Source organism: Neomelitea salexigens DSM 19753, from assembly GCF_000422345.1.
Taxonomy (GTDB): Bacteria; Pseudomonadota; Gammaproteobacteria; order Pseudomonadales; family Spongiibacteraceae; genus Spongiibacter; species Spongiibacter marinus_A.
On the sequence record NZ_AULP01000005.1, the window covers coordinates 220,028 to 237,053 of the forward strand.

Annotated in this window: 14 protein-coding genes and 1 tRNA gene; 1 reads left to right on the forward strand and 14 read right to left on the reverse strand. The window is 55.6% G+C overall.

The genetic code is table 11. The features are described from left to right. Positions 1 to 140 precede the first annotated feature (140 nt). The 12 genes from truB to rlmE form a co-directional block, all read right to left on the reverse strand. Positions 141 to 1,076: a tRNA pseudouridine(55) synthase TruB gene (truB, locus tag H573_RS0109980; RefSeq protein ID WP_027874147.1), complete on the reverse strand. Its 936-nt coding sequence runs from the start codon at positions 1,074 to 1,076 to the stop codon at positions 141 to 143. A gap of 2 nt (positions 1,077 to 1,078) precedes the next feature. Next, entirely contained in the window at positions 1,079 to 1,468 is a 390-nt protein-coding gene (gene rbfA, locus H573_RS0109985) for a 30S ribosome-binding factor RbfA (protein WP_036256379.1), read from the reverse strand. 27 nt (positions 1,469 to 1,495) lie between these two features. Beyond that, on the reverse strand, positions 1,496 to 4,276 hold the full coding sequence (gene infB, locus H573_RS0109990; RefSeq protein WP_027874149.1) for a translation initiation factor IF-2: 2,781 nt from the start codon (positions 4,274 to 4,276) through the stop codon (positions 1,496 to 1,498). A 29-nt stretch (positions 4,277 to 4,305) separates the two neighbouring features. Continuing rightward, positions 4,306 to 5,808: a transcription termination factor NusA gene (gene nusA / locus H573_RS0109995; RefSeq protein WP_027874150.1), complete on the reverse strand. Its 1,503-nt coding sequence runs from the start codon at positions 5,806 to 5,808 to the stop codon at positions 4,306 to 4,308. 44 nt (positions 5,809 to 5,852) lie between these two features. Continuing rightward, positions 5,853 to 6,308 (reverse strand): ribosome maturation factor RimP, encoded by a 456-nt coding sequence (gene rimP, locus H573_RS0110000; protein WP_027874151.1) that lies wholly within the window; start codon positions 6,306 to 6,308, stop codon positions 5,853 to 5,855. Positions 6,309 to 6,637: 329 nt separating this feature from the next. Next, positions 6,638 to 6,723 (reverse strand) — tRNA-Leu (locus H573_RS0110005). Between the two features lie 11 nt (positions 6,724 to 6,734). After that, entirely contained in the window at positions 6,735 to 7,109 is a 375-nt protein-coding gene (gene secG, locus H573_RS0110010) for a preprotein translocase subunit SecG (RefSeq protein WP_027874152.1), read from the reverse strand. Further along, entirely contained in the window at positions 7,110 to 7,865 is a 756-nt protein-coding gene (gene tpiA / locus H573_RS0110015; protein WP_027874153.1) for a triose-phosphate isomerase, read from the reverse strand. A gap of 61 nt (positions 7,866 to 7,926) precedes the next feature. Further along, the gene (gene glmM, locus H573_RS0110020) at positions 7,927 to 9,261 is read right to left on the reverse strand and encodes a phosphoglucosamine mutase (RefSeq protein ID WP_027874154.1); all 1,335 of its coding nucleotides are present in this window, start codon (positions 9,259 to 9,261) and stop codon (positions 7,927 to 7,929) included. 2 nt (positions 9,262 to 9,263) lie between these two features. Continuing rightward, on the reverse strand, positions 9,264 to 10,133 hold the full coding sequence (gene folP / locus H573_RS0110025) for a dihydropteroate synthase (protein WP_027874155.1): 870 nt from the start codon (positions 10,131 to 10,133) through the stop codon (positions 9,264 to 9,266). A gap of 5 nt (positions 10,134 to 10,138) precedes the next feature. After that, positions 10,139 to 12,091, reverse strand: coding sequence for an ATP-dependent zinc metalloprotease FtsH (gene ftsH / locus H573_RS0110030; RefSeq protein WP_027874156.1), 1,953 nt, complete (start codon positions 12,089 to 12,091; stop codon positions 10,139 to 10,141). A gap of 123 nt (positions 12,092 to 12,214) precedes the next feature. Then, positions 12,215 to 12,838 (reverse strand): 23S rRNA (uridine(2552)-2'-O)-methyltransferase RlmE, encoded by a 624-nt coding sequence (rlmE, locus tag H573_RS0110035; protein ID WP_027874157.1) that lies wholly within the window; start codon positions 12,836 to 12,838, stop codon positions 12,215 to 12,217. Between the two features lie 112 nt (positions 12,839 to 12,950). On the opposite strand from rlmE, the gene yhbY reads away from it, so the two are divergent. After that, positions 12,951 to 13,259: a ribosome assembly RNA-binding protein YhbY gene (gene yhbY / locus H573_RS0110040; RefSeq protein ID WP_027874158.1), complete on the forward strand. Its 309-nt coding sequence runs from the start codon at positions 12,951 to 12,953 to the stop codon at positions 13,257 to 13,259. 19 nt (positions 13,260 to 13,278) lie between these two features. On the opposite strand, the gene greA is transcribed toward yhbY, so the two are convergent. Together greA and carB are read right to left on the reverse strand one after the other, a co-directional pair. Next, positions 13,279 to 13,764: a transcription elongation factor GreA gene (gene greA / locus H573_RS0110045; protein WP_027874159.1), complete on the reverse strand. Its 486-nt coding sequence runs from the start codon at positions 13,762 to 13,764 to the stop codon at positions 13,279 to 13,281. Beyond that, positions 13,761 to 16,982, reverse strand: coding sequence for a carbamoyl-phosphate synthase large subunit (gene carB / locus H573_RS0110050; protein ID WP_027874160.1), 3,222 nt, complete (start codon positions 16,980 to 16,982; stop codon positions 13,761 to 13,763). Before carB ends, greA begins: the two co-directional genes overlap by 4 nt. Positions 16,983 to 17,026 lie beyond the last annotated feature (44 nt).

Here is a 17,026-nt window from a genome sequence, read left to right on the forward strand (position 1 = left end):
AATAATTTCCTCTTACTGATATGCGTGAATAAGCAAGCCTGACCGTGCATATCTACAGACAGGTTTGGAAACCCCTTCGGGCATCATCAAACTTTACAACTGGCGTCACGTCATGCATCGCGAAAACCAGCGGCGTATTATCACATATTTGCCAGCAAACGACGAGGCGTAATCCGTCCGTCGGCCAACAATTCACCCAAGCCCATAAAAACCGGGCCAGATGGCGTTGTTTCGTACAAGCGAAACAACTCCCCTGAAGGCAACTGCGGCACAAATACCGCCTGACCGTTGCGCAAAAAGCCAGCGGCGACTTCACCGAGTCGCGCTGCCGGGATATGGCTCAAGGCGGTATCCAAGGGCAGCAACAAGGCGTCAAGCTCGTCAAATGCCTCTCGGTCACGCAGCGGCTGTAGCGCTTCGAAATCCAAGGCCTGGGACTCATCGAAGGGCCCCGCCTGCACACGCCGGAGGGCAGAGACATAGCCGCCTACCGCCAGCGCCGCGCCGATGTCTTCGGCGAGTGAGCGAATATAGGTGCCCTTGCTACAGTGAACCAGCAGATCGACTTCAGCACGCGCGCCGGGCCGAAACCCTTCGAGCTCAAGGCAGCTGATGGTAACGGGGCGCGCCTCACGCTCAACTTCAACGCCTTTACGCGCCAGCTCATAGAGCGGCTTACCGTCTTTTTTAAGGGCGGAATGCATTGGCGGCACTTGCAGAATCTCTCCACGAAAGTCCGGCAGTACTGCCTCGACGTCAGCCTCAGAAAGACGGCTAGCATCGAGAATGGCCACGACCTTACCCTCGGCATCGCCAGTGCTGCGCTGCTCGCCGAGCACAACCGTAGTGCGATAAACCTTGTCAGCATCGAGGAGGTATTGAGAAAACTTCGTCGCTTCACCAAAGCAAATCGGTAAAACGCCGCTGGCTAGCGGATCAAGCGCCCCGGTATGACCGGCTTTTGCTGCTTTGTAGATCGCCCGAGCCACAATCATGGCAGAGTTAGAGCTGCGCTCCAGCGGCTTATCTAATACAAGGATGCCGCTAACTTCGCGGCCTTTTCGACGACGCCCCAAGCTCAGGCCTCGTCGTCGTTGTCGGCCTGGCGGCTGCGGTCAGAATCGACGGCCTGCTGAATAAGCGAACTCAAACGCTGGCCTCGATCAATAGAAGAGTCGTAGAAGAACCGCAGTTGCGGCGTTGTACGGGCATTATTTACCTTGGCAACATGGCTGCGCAAAAAACCGGCGGCCTTGTTGAGCGCTGCCAATGACTCAGCGGCTTCCTCGGCATTGTCTTTACCCATGACCGTCACGAAAATTTTCGCATGACTCAAATCACGGCTCACTTCAGCGTCCGTGACACTCACCATGCCAATGCGCGGATCGCGAAGCTCAAGCTGGATCAAGCTACCCAGCTCTCGCTTCAAAAAGTCGGCGATGCGGGCGGTACGACTAAATTCCTTCATTATCGTGCCTCCCGCTCGTTCAATGCCTTACAGTGACCGGGCAATTTCTTTCACCTCGAACACTTCGATCTTGTCGCCAGGACGAACGTCTTTGTAGTTCTTAACGCCGATACCGCACTCAAGACCATTCTTCACTTCATTCGCATCGTCTTTAAAGCGGCGCAGGGATTCAAGCTCACCCTCGTATATCACCACATCGTCGCGCAGAACGCGGATCGGCTTGCTGCGATAAACGGTTCCCTCAACGACCATACAACCGGCGATGTCACCAAACTTCGGCGAACGGAATACGTCACGCACTTCAGCAATACCCACAATTTCTTCACGCATTTCTGGGCTGAGCATACCGCTCAATGCCGACTTCACATCGTCGATCAAATCATAGATGACGCTGTAGTAGCGCAGATCGATGCCTTCGCTTTCCGCCAACTTCCGCGCACTGCCGTCAGCACGTACGTTAAAGCCGAACATCACCGACTCGGAGGTCATCGCCAGGTTGACGTCAGACTCAGTAATACCGCCTACACCACCGGTCACAATATTGACGTTTACTTCGTCATTACCAAGGTCCAGCAATGATGCCTGGATAGCCTCGAGCGAACCGCGCACATCGGCTTTTAGCACAACGTTCAGGGTCTTGCGATCACCGGCTTCCATGCTTTCAAACATGCGATCCAGCTTGGCAGCCTGCTGACGCTTGATACGCTGCTCGCGCTCGCGCACCTGACGGAAGTCAGCCACTTCACGCGCCCGGCGATCGTTTTCAACCACCACAAAGCCATCGCCCGCTTCAGGCGTGCCATCCAAGCCGAGAATCTCGACGGGGATCGATGGCCCGGCTTGTTTAACCGGCTTACCGTTCTCGTCCAGCATCGCCCGCACACGGCCATAGCACTGACCAGCCAGAACGATGTCGCCTTGTTTGAGCTGACCTTGCTGCACCAGCACTGAAGCCACGGCACCGCGCCCTTTATCGAGACGCGACTCAATAACCATACCCTGAGCAGGAATATCGTCAGCGGCCTTAAGCTCAAGCAGTTCAGCCTGCAGCAGCACGGCATCCAGTAAGGCATCAATGCCCTCACCGCTGTGTGCAGACACATAGCAGAACTGTGTATCGCCGCCCCACTCTTCAGAGATAACCTCTTTCTGAGAGAGCTCGGTTTTCACCCGCTCGGGGTCGGCGCCCTCTTTGTCCATTTTGTTAACCGCAACGACCAGCGGCACTTCGGCTGCACGAGCGTGGGCAATTGCCTCTTCGGTTTGCGGCATAACACCATCGTCAGCCGCAACAACCAAGATAACAATGTCGGTACTTTTCGCACCGCGGGCACGCATTGCAGTAAAGGCCGCGTGTCCTGGAGTATCCAAGAAGGTGATCATGCCGTGACCGGTTTCAACATGGTAGGCACCAATGTGCTGGGTAATGCCACCCGCTTCGCCGCTGGCTACTTTTGCCTTGCGAATATAGTCCAGCAGAGACGTTTTACCGTGGTCAACGTGACCCATTACGGTCACTACCGGCGCGCGCGTCTTCAGGGTGCCCTCACCCGTCTGAGCAACCAGGGTTTCTTCCAGCGCTTCTTCTACCGCGTCATCAGAAACGATCTTGGGCTTGTGACCCATTTCTTCAACAACCAGCTGCGCCGTTTCTTGATCCAGAGGCTGATTAATGGTCACCATCATGCCCATTTTCATCAGCTCTTTAATCACTTCGGCCGCTTTAACCTTCATCTGTCCAGCGAGTTCGCTGGCCGTGCTGGTTTCACCGATAGATACCTCGTAGGTGATCTTCTCAGTGGGCGCCTGGAAAGCGTGGCGCTGCTGATCTTCTGGCAGCTTGAGCGTTTTCTTCTTGCGGCGACCGGCTCCGCGATCATTATCAAAATCGTCGCGACGCCCTTTGCCTTTTTTACCTTTTTTGCCCTTGCCGCGATCGTCATTATCGCTGCTTGGCGCGGCCCGCAAATGACGGGGACCGGCTGATTTCTTCTGCTCAGTTTCAACGCGCTCTTTGCGCTTGCGCTCACGCTCTTCTTCTTCGCGTTTTTTCTCCGCCAAGACGGCAGCACGACGCTCTTTCTCGCGCTCTTCCTCTTCTTTACGGCGCAGGATTGCACGCTGACGCAAAATTTCTGGATCGATATCCCGAGGGTCTTCAACAACCTCTTCGACATATTCATCCTGAACAGGGGCCGCTGCGACCTCGGGCTTCACTTCCGGTTCGGCTTCAACTTCCGCCGCCGGTTCTTCTACCTCCGGCTCTGGCTCAGGCTCAGCTTCCGGTTCGGGTTCAGGTTCAGGCTCTGCCACTGGCGTAGGCTCTGCCGCCTCGACAACCTCAGTTTCTTGAGGCACTGCGGTTTCAGGCACCTCAGCTGCAGGCGCCTCTTCTTTGACTTCCGGCTCAGCAGCAACCTCAACAGGCGCTTCATTGGCAGCCGCTTCCGCTTGCTCAGCTTCAGCAGCCAAACGCGCGGTTTCCTCAGCCTCTGCGGCCAGCTCAGCAGGGTCGCGTTTTACATACGTCCGCTTTTTGCGCACTTCAATGTTGACGGTTTTCTTGCCCGCACCCGAACCTGTTTTTAGCGTACTGATAGTCTTACGCTTCAAGGTAATTTTACGCGGCCCCTCGGTGGATTCACCGTGGCTGCGCTTTAGAAAGGTCAGCAGAGTTTGCTTGTCTTCGTCGGACACCTTTTGTTCCGCCGAACTGTGCGACAAACCGGCTTCTTTCATCTGCCTAAGTAGACGCTCTACTGGTGCGCCAACAACTTCGGCAAGCTGGCTCACGGTAACTTCAGCCATTCATTATCTCCCTAAACTGTACGACTCGCTTAGCTTGCTGATTCGTCTTCGTCGGCAAACCAGGGGGCACGGGCAGTCATAATCAGCTCAGCAGCCCGCTCTTCAGTCATATCTTCAATATCGAGAAGATCTTCAACAGCTTGTTCAGCCAGATCTTCCATCGTCACAATGCCACGGCTGGCGAGGATGAAGGCCAAGTGTTTCTCCATGCCATCCATCGTCAACAGGTCTTCAGCCGGCTCAGCAGCATCGAGTTGTTCTTCACTTGCAATTGCCTGAGTCAGCAGCGCGTCTTTGGCTCGCGCGCGCAATTCCTGAGCAATTTCTTCGTCAAAACCTTCGATCGCCATCATCTCTTCAAGCGGAACGTAGGCCACCTCTTCAAGGGTGGTAAAGCCTTCTTCCACAAGAACCTCGGCAACATCTTCGCCAACGTCCAAGCTCTCCATGAAAGATTCGATAACCTGGCCGGATTCCTGCTCGTGCTTCTCAGCCATCTCATCAACGCTCATTACGTTGATCGTCCAACCCGTCAGTTCACTAGCCAATCGAACATTCTGTCCGGCGCGGCCAATCGCCTGTGCCAGATTATCCTCGGCTACACCCACATCCATGGTATTGGTATCTTCATCGACGACGATCGACTCAACTTCAGCCGGTGCCATCGCGTTGATTACCAGCTGAGCCGGGTTGTCGTCCCACAGGATAATATCAACACGCTCATTGCCGAGCTCACCCGACACGGCTTGTACACGCGAACCGCGCATACCAACACATGCACCAACAGGGTCGATGCGACCGTCGTTGGTCTTAACGGCGATCTTCGCGCGAGAACCGGGGTCACGCGCAGCAGAACGAATTTCGATCACATCTTCAGAAACTTCGGGCACTTCAATTTTAAAGAGCTCGATCAGCATTTCGGGGCACGCACGACTCAGGAACAGCTGCGGGCCACGCGCTTCAGGGCGAACATCTTGCAGAATGGCGCGTACGCGGTCATTGATGCGGAAAACTTCCCGACCCACCAATTCCTCTCGCGGCAGAAGCGCTTCGGCATTGTTACCCAGATCAACAATGATGCTGTCACGGGTGACTTTTTTAACGGTTCCGTTAATCAGCTCGCCAACACGACCTGCATACTCTTCAACGACTTGCGCGCGTTCGGCCTCGCGTACTTTTTGTACGATAACCTGTTTGGCCGTCTGCGCCGCAATACGGCCAAAGCCGACATTCTCAATTTGCTCTTCGTAAACGTCACCCGCCTTAAGGCTCGGGTCACATTCATGAGCCTCTTCGAGTGTAAACTGCGTGCCGAGCAATGCCATTTCATCATCAGGCATAACTTCCCAGCGACGGAAGGTCTCGTAATCACCAGTCACCCGATCGATTACAACACGGATATCCGAGTCTTCTTCATAGCGCTTCTTCGTCGCAGTGGCCAAAGCCTGTTCCATCGCCTCAAAGATGATGTCCTTAGACACCCCCTTCTCGTTGGATACTGCTTCAACTACCAGCAATATTTCTTTACTCATCGTCCGCCTCTATTCCGTAGCCGGCTGTTATGGTTAATTGCCCGTCAGAAACTCGGGACAATCTGTGCTCTATCAATTTGCTCGAACGGCAACACGTACTCGTGGCCATCGAGCTGAATAACGACTTCATCGCCCTCAATCGCGACTAAGCGACCTTGGAATTTGCGCCGCCCTTCAAAGGCGATGCGCAAGCGAATATTAATATCACTGCCAATATACTCAGCGTACTGCTCCAAGCGATACAAGGGGCGATCCATACCCGGCGAAGACACTTCAAGCGTGTACTCACCAGTAATCGGATCCTCGACATCCAAAACACCGCTCACCTGATGACTAACTTTGGCGCAATCATCAACAGAAATACCGGCCTCTGCATCAATATAAATGCGAAGCATGCTGCGCTTTGCGTGGGACTGGTATTCGACTCCCCATAACTCAAAGCCCAAGGCTTCAATACCCGGTCTTAGCAATTCTTCTAGCTTGTCGCGCTGTGCTGACAAATTAATTACCCACCAATAAAAAATGGGCCCTAGGCCCACCATCGAAATTTCCTGTCGATCATCGCAAACTACACCGCGACGATACGAAAAAGCCCCTGCGTAAGGGGCTTTTAAAAACTTCTATAAAAGCAGATGAGTCGCCCTACGCACCCGATGACGGAAACTCTCGCCATCACCAGAACTGACCTGCTCCAAGGAGGCGAAATTATAGACAGTCGCCCGAACCAGGTCAAGATAAACACAGGCAAATACCCACATACGGGCGCACAGCCATGGCAACAAAGGGGCACAAAAAAAGGGAGCTGCCTTGCAACTCCCTTTTCGGTATTTGGTGCCGAAGGCGGGACTTGAACCCGCACGAGCTATGCTCACTACCCCCTCAAGATAGCGTGTCTACCAATTCCACCACTTCGGCTTTATTACTACTTACTGCCCCTGGGGCATGTCGCTGTCGCTCATCGTCGGCATGTCCGACGCAGCCGCCTCGGGGAGGTCACCCTCAGGCACAGGAGCGACTTCGCGGCTTTCCTCCAGAACAGGCACATCGATGATATCTTCATCAACGACACTGCGCTGCTTGGCTACATAAGCCAACGACAAACTGGTTACAAAGAACAGTGTTGCCAGGATCGCTGTCGCGCGGGTCAGCACATTACCACTACCATCGCTGCCAAACAACGTCTGCGATGCACCCGCACCAAAAGACGCTCCCATATCGGCGCCTTTACCCTGCTGAACAAGGATCAAACCGATAATGGCCAGCGCAGCCAAAACATGTACAACTAATATAATTTGTTCCATTTACTCCGCCGCCCGACATATTGCGGAAAATTCCTGCGCACTCAACGATGCGCCACCGACCAAGCCACCATCGATATCAGCCTGGCTAAATAACTCAGCAGCATTTGCCGCTTTTACACTGCCGCCGTAAAGAATCCTCATCTCATTTGAGAGATTGACATCTTTTTCGGCAAACACGCTGCGAATAAACGCGTGTACTTGTTGCGCCTGCTCCGGGGTGGCGGTCTTACCTGTACCAATTGCCCACACCGGCTCGTAAGCCACTATCAAGGAAACCAAGTCTGCCACTGACAGCTGATCCCACAGCGCATTAAGCTGACGCGCAACCACTTCAAGGGTTTGCCCGGCTTCGCGCTCAGACTCCGACTCCCCCACACACAGCACTGGCGTTAAGCCTACATCGAGAGCGCGCTTAACCTTTGTGACGACAAGCGCGTCACTTTCACCATAAAGCGCCCTGCGCTCAGAGTGCCCGGCAATCACATAACGACAACCGACATCGGCCAACATAGCTGCCGACACCTCCCCCGTGTATGCACCTTCACCGGCGTATTCACAGACATTTTGAGCACCAATGGCGACCGGACTTCCCTCGAGCACCTTAATCGCGTCATTGATATAAACCGAGCTTGGGAAAACGGCGATATCAACGCTTGGCTCAGAGGGCAATTCAGCTTTTAGGGCAGTCAGCAACTCACCGATAGCCGCACGATTTCCGTGCATTTTCCAATTACCTGCTACCAGTTTGCTCCGCATAGCACTTCCCTTAGCGCAAAATGGGCGCCAATCTTACATAAACTTATACACACATACAACATCAGCTTGCCAAGCTTTCGACGCGCTGCGCCAACTGTTCACAGAGCCGCTGCACCTGCTGTTCGTCATGCCCTTCCACCATGACGCGAATCAACGGCTCGGTACCCGAGGCACGCAGCAATACCCGCCCTCGATCACCCAGCTCCGCTTCCACATCGGCAACAGCCGCCTGCAGCGCGGCGTCACCCAGGTCGAAGGCGCCTGCTGTACGAACGTTTATCATCACTTGCGGCAACATCTGCAGCGGCGCGCGCAAGCTGGATAGCGAAGCGGACTGCGTCTGCATGGCTTTAAGCACTTGCAGCGCAGCCACTACGCCGTCGCCAGTGGTACTGACATCCGAGCAAATGATATGCCCCGAATTTTCACCACCCAGCGAGAAGCCTCGCTCATTCATCAAGGCCTTCACGTAGCGATCGCCGACTTTGGCGCGCGCAAAGGGAATACCAAGCTCGCCAAGCGCGAGCTCCAATCCCAAGTTGGACATAAGCGTACCCGCCACACCATCGCAGTGACCCGCGCGGCGGTGTTGATCAGCGGCAATGATGTACAGCAATTCATCGCCATCGACCAGTTCGCCATTGCTGTCGACAAACAATACACGATCACCATCGCCATCAAAGGCAATACCCAAGTCGGCTTTCTCTGCCACCACGCGCTCACACAGTGCCTTAGGGTCGGTCGAGCCATAACCGGCGTTGATATTTACGCCATCCGGCTCCGCACCAATAACAACGAGCTCGGCCCCCAGCTCGGCAAACACCGCTGGCGCCACATGGTAGGTCGCGCCGTGGGCGCAATCCAACACCAGTTTAAGGCCACTCAGGGAAAGGTCGGAACCGACTGTCGATTTGCAGTATTCAATATAGCGGCCCGCTGCATCATCGATGCGCTTGACCTTGCCCAGCCCCGAGGAGTCGACGGTGGTCATCGGCAGGTCCATCGCCGCTTCGATTGCACTCTCAAGCGCATCAGGCAACTTACTGCCCTCAGCCGAAAAGAACTTGATACCGTTGTCGTAATACGGATTATGGCTGGCACTAATAACAATCCCTGCGCGCCCCTTAAAGGTACGGGTCAGATAGGCAATCGCCGGCGTCGGCATTGGCCCAAGCAAACGCACATCTACGCCCGCCGCCACCAAGCCCGCTTCCAGCGCCGACTCAAACATATACCCCGAAATCCGCGTGTCCTTGCCGATTAACACTCGGCTGCGGCCTTCTTTTGCAAACACCTGACCAACCGCCCAGCCCAGCTTCAAAACAAATTCGGGAGTGATGGGAAACTCCCCCACCCGGCCGCGCACACCATCAGTGCCGAAATACTTTCTTGTCATTGTCAGAATCCTTTTAGCGCTGCGGCGACGGCTAAGGCATCGGCCGTTTCAGCGATATCGTGGGCACGAATGATAGCCGCGCCGCGCTCGGCAGCGAGAGCAGCCAGGGTAATACTACCGGGCATACGATCAGCAACCTCCCGTCCGGTAATATCGCCCACCATAGACTTGCGCGACACTCCCACCAACACCGGATAACCCCAAGCGCACAATTCTGGCAGGCGGCGGAACAAGGCCAGGTTGTGGGCTAGCGTCTTACCAAAGCCAAAACCGGGGTCCAGCAACAGGCGCCCCGCCGGTATTCCTGCGTCGGCGCAGGCAGCCACGCGTTCGCGCAAGAAGGCCTCCACCTCAATGACGACGTCCTCGTAATGCGGTTGGCGCTGCATATCACCCGGTTCGCCGCGCATATGCATCAAACAAACCGGCAGGCCGGAGTCGGCAGCCGCCGCCAGCGCACCTTCGCGGCGCAAAGCCCGCACATCGTTGATCAATCCCGCCCCTGCCGAGGCCGACTCAGCCATCACAGAAGCCGTACTGGTATCCACCGAAATCACCACATCAAATCGCTGCGCAACCGCTTCTACTGCGGGCAGCACCCGCGCCATCTCCTCAGCTTCTGAGATCGGCGCCGCTCCGGGGCGCGTTGATTCACCACCAATATCAATCATGCTGGCACCAGCGCGCAGCGCCGCATCGACCTGGTTCAGCAAGGTATCGAGGTGCAAACCGCCATCACGGAAATAGCGCCCACCATCGGAGAACGAGTCGGGAGTGACATTGATTACCGCCATTAACTGCGGTTTCGAGAGGTCTAAAACGCGATCGCCACAGCTCAGCTGTGGCGATTCGGGAATCTTCGATAAAGCCATCGGGATCAGTGATCGCTTACCGAATCAACAAAGGGGTCTTCGGGGCCGCGCTTGCGTGGCTGCTCGGCGTCGTCTTCCGCTTCGTCATCCACTACCGGGCGCTGCTGGCCGCCGCGACGATTTTGGTCGTCGTCCCAGCCCGCTGGGCTGCGTGGCTTGCGCCCCGCCATGATGTCGTCGATTTGCTTGGCATCGATGGTTTCATACATCATCAATGCTTCAGCCATCATATCCAGCTTGCTGCGATTTTCTTCCAAAATGCCCTGCGCCTTGGCATAGCACTCATCGATGATGCGTCGTACTTCCTCATCGATCTGTCTGGCTGTCTCGCCGGATACACCCTTGCCAGGCTGAGCGGCAGAGCGCCCCAGGAAGACTTCTTCGTCAGCATCGTCGTACATAAGTGGGCCCATTTTTTCTGACAGCCCCCACTTCGTTACCATTTTGCGCGCGATGTCGGTGGCGCGCTGAATATCGTTCGACGCCCCGGTAGTGACGCCGTCGGCACCGAGCGTCATCTCCTCAGCGATACGACCGCCAAACAGCGAGCATATCTGGCTGATAATATGGCGACGACTCAGGCTGTAACGATCTTCCTCTGGCAAGAACATGGTCACACCCAGGGCGCGTCCACGCGGAATAATACTCACCTTGTAAACGGGATCGTGCTCAGGCACAACGCGACCAACAATGGCATGCCCAGCCTCGTGGTAGGCGGTATTGAGCTTCTCTTTCTCCGACATCACCATCGATTTGCGCTCGGCGCCCATCATGATCTTGTCTTTGGCCAGGTCGAACTGCTCCATCGTCACCAGGCGCGAATTTGCCCGCGCGGCAAACAGCGCCGCCTCGTTTGCCAAGTTCGCCAGATCAGCCCCCGAGAAACCCGGGGTACCGCGAGCGATAACGGCGGCATCCACATCGTCACCGACCGGCAATTTGCGCATATGTACTTTCAGAATTTGTTCGCGCCCGCGAATATCGGGCAAGCCAACCACCACCTGGCGGTCAAAACGCCCGGGGCGCAGCAGGGCCGGGTCAAGCACATCGGGGCGGTTCGTCGCGGCAATAACAATAACGCCGTCATTAACCTCAAAACCATCCATCTCAACCAGCAGCTGGTTCAGAGTCTGCTCACGCTCATCGTGACCACCACCCATACCAGCGCCACGGTGGCGACCGACGGCATCGATCTCATCGATAAAGATAATGCAGGGCGCTTGTTTTTTGGCCTGCTCAAACATGTCCCGCACACGCGAGGCACCCACACCGACGAACATCTCGACAAAGTCTGAACCGGAAATCGAGAAGAAGGGGACTTTTGCCTCACCAGCAATCGCCTTGGCAAGCAGAGTTTTACCCGTTCCCGGGGGGCCCACCATCAATACGCCGCGAGGGATACGGCCGCCCAAACGCTGGAATTTTCCGGGGTCGCGCAGGAACTCAACCAGTTCCTGTACGTCTTCTTTCGCCTCATCGACACCGGCAACGTCAGCAAAAGTGGTTTTAATCTGATCTTCACTCAGCAGTCTGGCCTTACTTTTGCCAAACGCCATCGGGCCGCCTTTGCCGCCACCCGCACCGCCCTGCATCTGGCGCATGAAGAACATAAAAATCGCGAGAATAATTAAAATCGGGAAGCTGGCAACCAGCAACTGCGTCCACAGGCTTTGCTGCTCAGGCTTGCGCCCTTCTACAACAACATTGTGTTCCAGTAGGTCGTCGATCAGCTTAGGATCATCAAGCAAGGGGCGGACGGTTTCGAACCGGCTATTATCGTTACGCTGGCCGCTAATGACCAAGCCGTCGATCACCACCTTTTGCACACGCTCGTTTTGCACCTCAGTAATAAACTGGGAGTAATTGAGCTGCTCAGTAGGCGATTGCACGCTGAAGTTATTAAATACTGTCAGCAACACTGCGGCGATAACCAGCCACAATAATAAATTTTTAGCCATGTCGTTCAAAAACCGATCCTCATATCGCTCGCTGCGCAATGCCAGTTGGTCAGGCGCACAGTCCTAGACCCCACTCTACTACAGAAATTCCACGCTCTCTACGAACAAATGGCCGCAGTACCATCAGGTCTTGAGACCACGCCCCAGCAAGTAAACTTCACGAGAGCGCGGCCGCGATGCCGCGGGCTTGCGCGTTATCACCTTGTCAAAACGGCTGCGCATGTCTCGAAAATACGCCTCGAAACCTTCTCCCTGGAATATCTTTGTTACGAAGTCCCCTCCGGGGCGGAGCACATGAGCGGCCATATCAAGGGCCAACTCACATAAATACATAGAGCGGGGCTGGTCTACGTCCTTCACTCCACTCATATTGGGGGCCATATCGGAAATTACAAGGTCAGCCCGCTGGTCGCCCAGCGCGGCAAGCAGCTCGTTGAACACCGACTCTTCGGTAAAATCACCCTGAATAAACTCAACGCCAGCCAGTGTATCCATCGGCAGAATGTCTGAGGCCAACACGCGCCCTCGGTCGCCCACGAGCTCTGCCGCAACCTGGGACCACCCACCCGGCGCGCAACCCAGATCAACAACACACATCCCAGGCTTTATTAGGCGGTCTTTTTCTTGAATTTCCAGTAACTTATAACAGGCGCGCGAGCGATAGCCCTCCTTCTGGGAGCGCTTCACGTAGTGGTCATCAAAGTGCTCTTTAAGCCACGCACCACTAGAAGAAGATCGTTTTGCCACCGCATTTCCCTTTTTTGTAAGTAAACGGGCCAAGCCCCAAAACGGGCGTATCGCTAACAGTATACCTTTCCCGTACAATAACGCTCCCGTAAACCAACACAGCTAGATACCTATGGAATCACTCACCGCCAGCGACAAAAAACATCTGCGCAGCATTGGCCACAAACTCAACCCTGTTGTGATGATTGGCGACCGAGGCTTGAGTGAAGGTGTGGAGCAGGAACTGGAGCGGGCCCTGGAGGACCACGAACTGATCAAGGTCAAAGTCAATGTTGCCGACCCAGGCGAGCGGCGCGAATTGATCGACCAACTGTGCAAGGGGAGCCGCGCACAGCTGGTACAGGCTATCGGCAAAATAGCGCTGGTATACCGCGCTGCGAAAAAACCCAACCCTCGCCTGTCAAACTTGCTGCGCGCCTAAATCGGCGCGCTGTAAGGCGCTATTCCGCGAGGTGCTGCACCTGGTCGATTTCATATTCGATGTCACCACCGGGCGCAGCAACGACCGCCACATCACCCTCTTCCTTACCGATCAAGGCGCGCGCAATCGGCGACGTGACAGAGATCTTACCCGCCTTCACGTCGGCCTCATCTTCACCAACAATGCGGTAAGTTACCTCTTCGTCGGTATCGCAATTGATCAACGACACGGTGGTGCCAAAAATCACCTTACCGGTACAGGGAATTGTGGTGATATCAATCACCCGCACATTGGATAGCTTGCCTTCAATCTCCTGAATACGACCTTCGCAGAAACCCTGCTGCTCACGCGCAGCATGGTATTCGGCATTTTCTTTCAAGTCGCCGTGCTCACGGGCCTCGGCAATCGCCTGAGTAATGCGAGGGCGATCAATCGTTTTCAGGCGCTTGAGCTCATCGCGCAACGCCTGCTCACCGGCTACCGTCATCGGGGTTTGCTGACTCATTTTACCAACTCCTCATGCACATCCTGCAGGCGACGCACCGTACGCTCAGCACCGAATACCAGCGCCTGGCAAATGGCTTCCGCCCCCGCCAGCGTTGTGGTGTAGCTCACCTTATTCTGCAGAGCAGAGCGGCGAATCAGCGATGAATCGGCAATCGCCTGCTTACCTTCAGTGGTATTGATAATCAGATCAATATCGCCATTTTTGACCATATCGACAATATGCGGACGCCCTTCCATCACCTTGTTCACGCGCTGGCAAGCCAAGCCCGCGTCGACCAGGACTTTGTGCGTTCCGCGAGTCGCGCACAGTTCAAAGCCCAACTCCAGCAACTGCTTAGCCACAGACACCACACCCGCTTTATCGGGGTCACGCACCGAGATAAAGGCACGACCTTCGGTGGGGAAGACCTCGCCAGCACCGCGAGCCGCCTTCGAGAAGGCCTCTGCGAAGCTCTCGCCCAAGCCCATAACCTCGCCCGTTGACTTCATTTCAGGCCCGAGAATCGGATCGACACCGGGGAACTTATTGAAGGGGAAAACCGCCTCTTTCACCGAGTAGTAATCGGGCACACGCTCGGCGGTAAAGTTTTGCTCGGCAAGGCTGGTACCCGCCATACAGCGCGCGGCCACCTTGGCCAAGGACAGGCCAATACACTTGGAGACAAAGGGCACGGTGCGCGACGCGCGCGGGTTGACCTCGATCACGTAGATCTCGCCGTCCTGCACTGCCAGCTGCACGTTCATCAGACCGACAACGCCAAGCTCCAGGGCCATGCGCTTGACCATTTCGCGCATTTTGTCCTGCGTTTCGGCATCGAGCGAATACGGCGGCAGCGAACACGCCGAGTCACCCGAGTGAACACCCGCCTGCTCGATGTGCTGCATAATTGCGCCAATCACCACCTGCTTGCCGTCTGACACGGCATCGAGATCGACCTCTACCGCCGCATTCAGGAAGTGGTCCAGCAGTACTGGCGACTCGTTGGACACCTTCACCGCTTCGCGCATATAGCGCTCCAGCTCTTCCTCTTTGTAGACAATCTCCATGGCGCGACCACCCAATACATAAGATGGGCGCACAACCAATGGATAACCAATTTTCTGTGCAGCGGCCAATGCCGCCTCTTCAGAACGCACCGTGGTGTTGGGCGGCTGCTTGAGGTTCAGGCGCTCAATCATTTGCTGGAAGCGCTCACGGTCTTCAGCGCGGTCAATCGCCTCGGGACTGGTACCAATAATCGGCACGCCGGCAGCTTCGAGGTCGCGGGCCAGCTTGAGTGGGGTCTGCCCACCAAACTGCACGATCACGCCCTTGGGCTTTTCTTTCGCCACAATCTCCAGCACATCTTCAAGCGTCACTGGCTCGAAATACAGGCGGTCGGAAATATCGTAGTCGGTAGAAACCGTCTCGGGGTTACAGTTCACCATAATGGTTTCGTAACCGTCTTCGCGCATGGCCAGTGCGGCGTGCACGCAGCAATAGTCAAATTCAATGCCCTGACCGATACGGTTTGGCCCGCCACCGATAACCAGAATTTTCTCGCGTTCACTTGGCTGGGCTTCGCACTCTTCCTCGTAGGTTGAGTACATATACGCCGTAGACGTAGCAAACTCTGCCGCACAGGTATCCACCCGCTTGTACACCGGCAATACGCCCAGTGCGTGACGGCGGGCGCGCAACTGTCGCTCACTCACTGCCAGCAGTACCGACAAACGCTGATCACTGAAACCTTTGCGCTTGAGGCGGCGCATAAGCGCTTCGTCAATATCCGACAGCGCCACCTTCTTCAGGGCGTTTTCAGACTTAACAATGTCTTCAATCTGTACCAGGAACCAGGGGTCGATCCACGAATGCTCGTACACCTCTTCCACCGACATGCCCGCACGGAAGGCGTCAGCCACATACCAAATACGCTCGGGGCCGGGGTTGGTCAGTTCAGCAATCAACACATCGCGAGCGTCGTCGCGATCGACATCAATTTTGTGCTCGAAACCGGCAGAGCCTACTTCCAGACCACGCAGTGCCTTTTGCACAGACTCCTGGAAGGTGCGACCAATCGCCATCACCTCTCCGACCGACTTCATCTGCGTATGCAGCTTGGTCTGTGCTTCGCCGAACTTTTCAAAGGTAAAGCGCGGAATCTTGGTCACGACATAGTCGATGCTCGGCTCAAATGACGCGGGCGTTGCGCCGCCGGTAATGTCGTTTTGCAGCTCATCGAGGGTATAACCCACCGCCAATTTGGCAGCGACCTTGGCAATTGGGAAGCCTGTGGCCTTAGAGGCCAATGCCGATGAACGAGACACCCGCGGGTTCATCTCAATGACTACCAGACGGCCGTCTTTCGGGTTCATACCAAACTGGACGTTCGAACCGCCGGTTTCAACACCGATCTCACGCAAAACCGCGCAAGAGGCATTTCGCATGATTTGATATTCTTTATCGGTCAGTGTTTGCGCGGGGGCAACGGTAATCGAGTCACCGGTGTGCACACCCATCGGGTCGAAGTTTTCGATGGCACAAATGATGATGCAGTTGTCATTGCGATCACGCACCACCTCCATTTCAAACTCTTTCCAGCCGATCAGGCTCTCATCGATCAACAGCTCGTTGGTGGGTGACAAATCCAAGCCGCGGGTACAGATCTCCACGTACTCTTCTTTGTTGTAGGCAATACCACCGCCGCTGCCGCCCATTGTGAACGACGGACGAATGATCGCCGGAAAACCGATGGAGTCGAGCACCTGCAGCGCCTCTTCCATGCTGTGCGCAATCGCAGAGCGCGGCGTTTCCAGGCCGATACGCTTCATCGCTTGATCGAACAACTGGCGATCTTCGGCCATGTCGATGGCTTCTTTCTTGGCGCCGATCATCTCTACGCCGTATTTCTCCAGCACACCTTCGCGATCAAGATCCAGCGCACAGTTCAACGCTGTCTGCCCACCCATTGTTGGCAGCAGTACATCGGGGCGCTCTTTCTCGATGATTTTTTCAACCGTCTGCCAGGCAATCGGCTCAATATAGGTGGCATCAGCCATTGCCGGATCGGTCATGATGGTAGCCGGGTTGGAGTTCACCAGAATAACGCGGTAACCCTCTTCGCGCAGCGCCTTACAGGCTTGCGCACCGGAGTAGTCAAACTCACAGGCCTGGCCGATGACAATCGGGCCGGCACCCAGGATCAAAATGGATTCTATGTCGGTTCTTTTGGGCATGTTGTCTCCGCTTTACGCTCAGCGAGAGCGGCTTCTGCCGCCCC

Excerpts from the sequence above, each read along its gene's own strand:
- ftsH (WP_027874156.1), bottom strand. The coding sequence starts at position 12,091 with ATGGCTAAAAATTTATTATTGTGGCTGGTTATCGCCGCAGTGTTGCTG.
- rbfA (WP_036256379.1), bottom strand. The coding sequence starts at position 1,468 with ATGAAGGAATTTAGTCGTACCGCCCGCATCGCCGACTTTTTGAAGCGA.
- nusA (WP_027874150.1), bottom strand. The coding sequence starts at position 5,808 with ATGAGTAAAGAAATATTGCTGGTAGTTGAAGCAGTATCCAACGAGAAG.
- glmM (WP_027874154.1), bottom strand. The coding sequence starts at position 9,261 with ATGACAAGAAAGTATTTCGGCACTGATGGTGTGCGCGGCCGGGTGGGG.
- yhbY (WP_027874158.1), top strand. The coding sequence starts at position 12,951 with ATGGAATCACTCACCGCCAGCGACAAAAAACATCTGCGCAGCATTGGC.
- folP (WP_027874155.1), bottom strand. The coding sequence starts at position 10,133 with ATGGCTTTATCGAAGATTCCCGAATCGCCACAGCTGAGCTGTGGCGAT.
- carB (WP_027874160.1), bottom strand. The coding sequence starts at position 16,982 with ATGCCCAAAAGAACCGACATAGAATCCATTTTGATCCTGGGTGCCGGC.
- tpiA (WP_027874153.1), bottom strand. The coding sequence starts at position 7,865 with ATGCGGAGCAAACTGGTAGCAGGTAATTGGAAAATGCACGGAAATCGT.
- infB (WP_027874149.1), bottom strand. The coding sequence starts at position 4,276 with ATGGCTGAAGTTACCGTGAGCCAGCTTGCCGAAGTTGTTGGCGCACCA.
- greA (WP_027874159.1), bottom strand. The coding sequence starts at position 13,764 with ATGAGTCAGCAAACCCCGATGACGGTAGCCGGTGAGCAGGCGTTGCGC.
- secG (WP_027874152.1), bottom strand. The coding sequence starts at position 7,109 with ATGGAACAAATTATATTAGTTGTACATGTTTTGGCTGCGCTGGCCATT.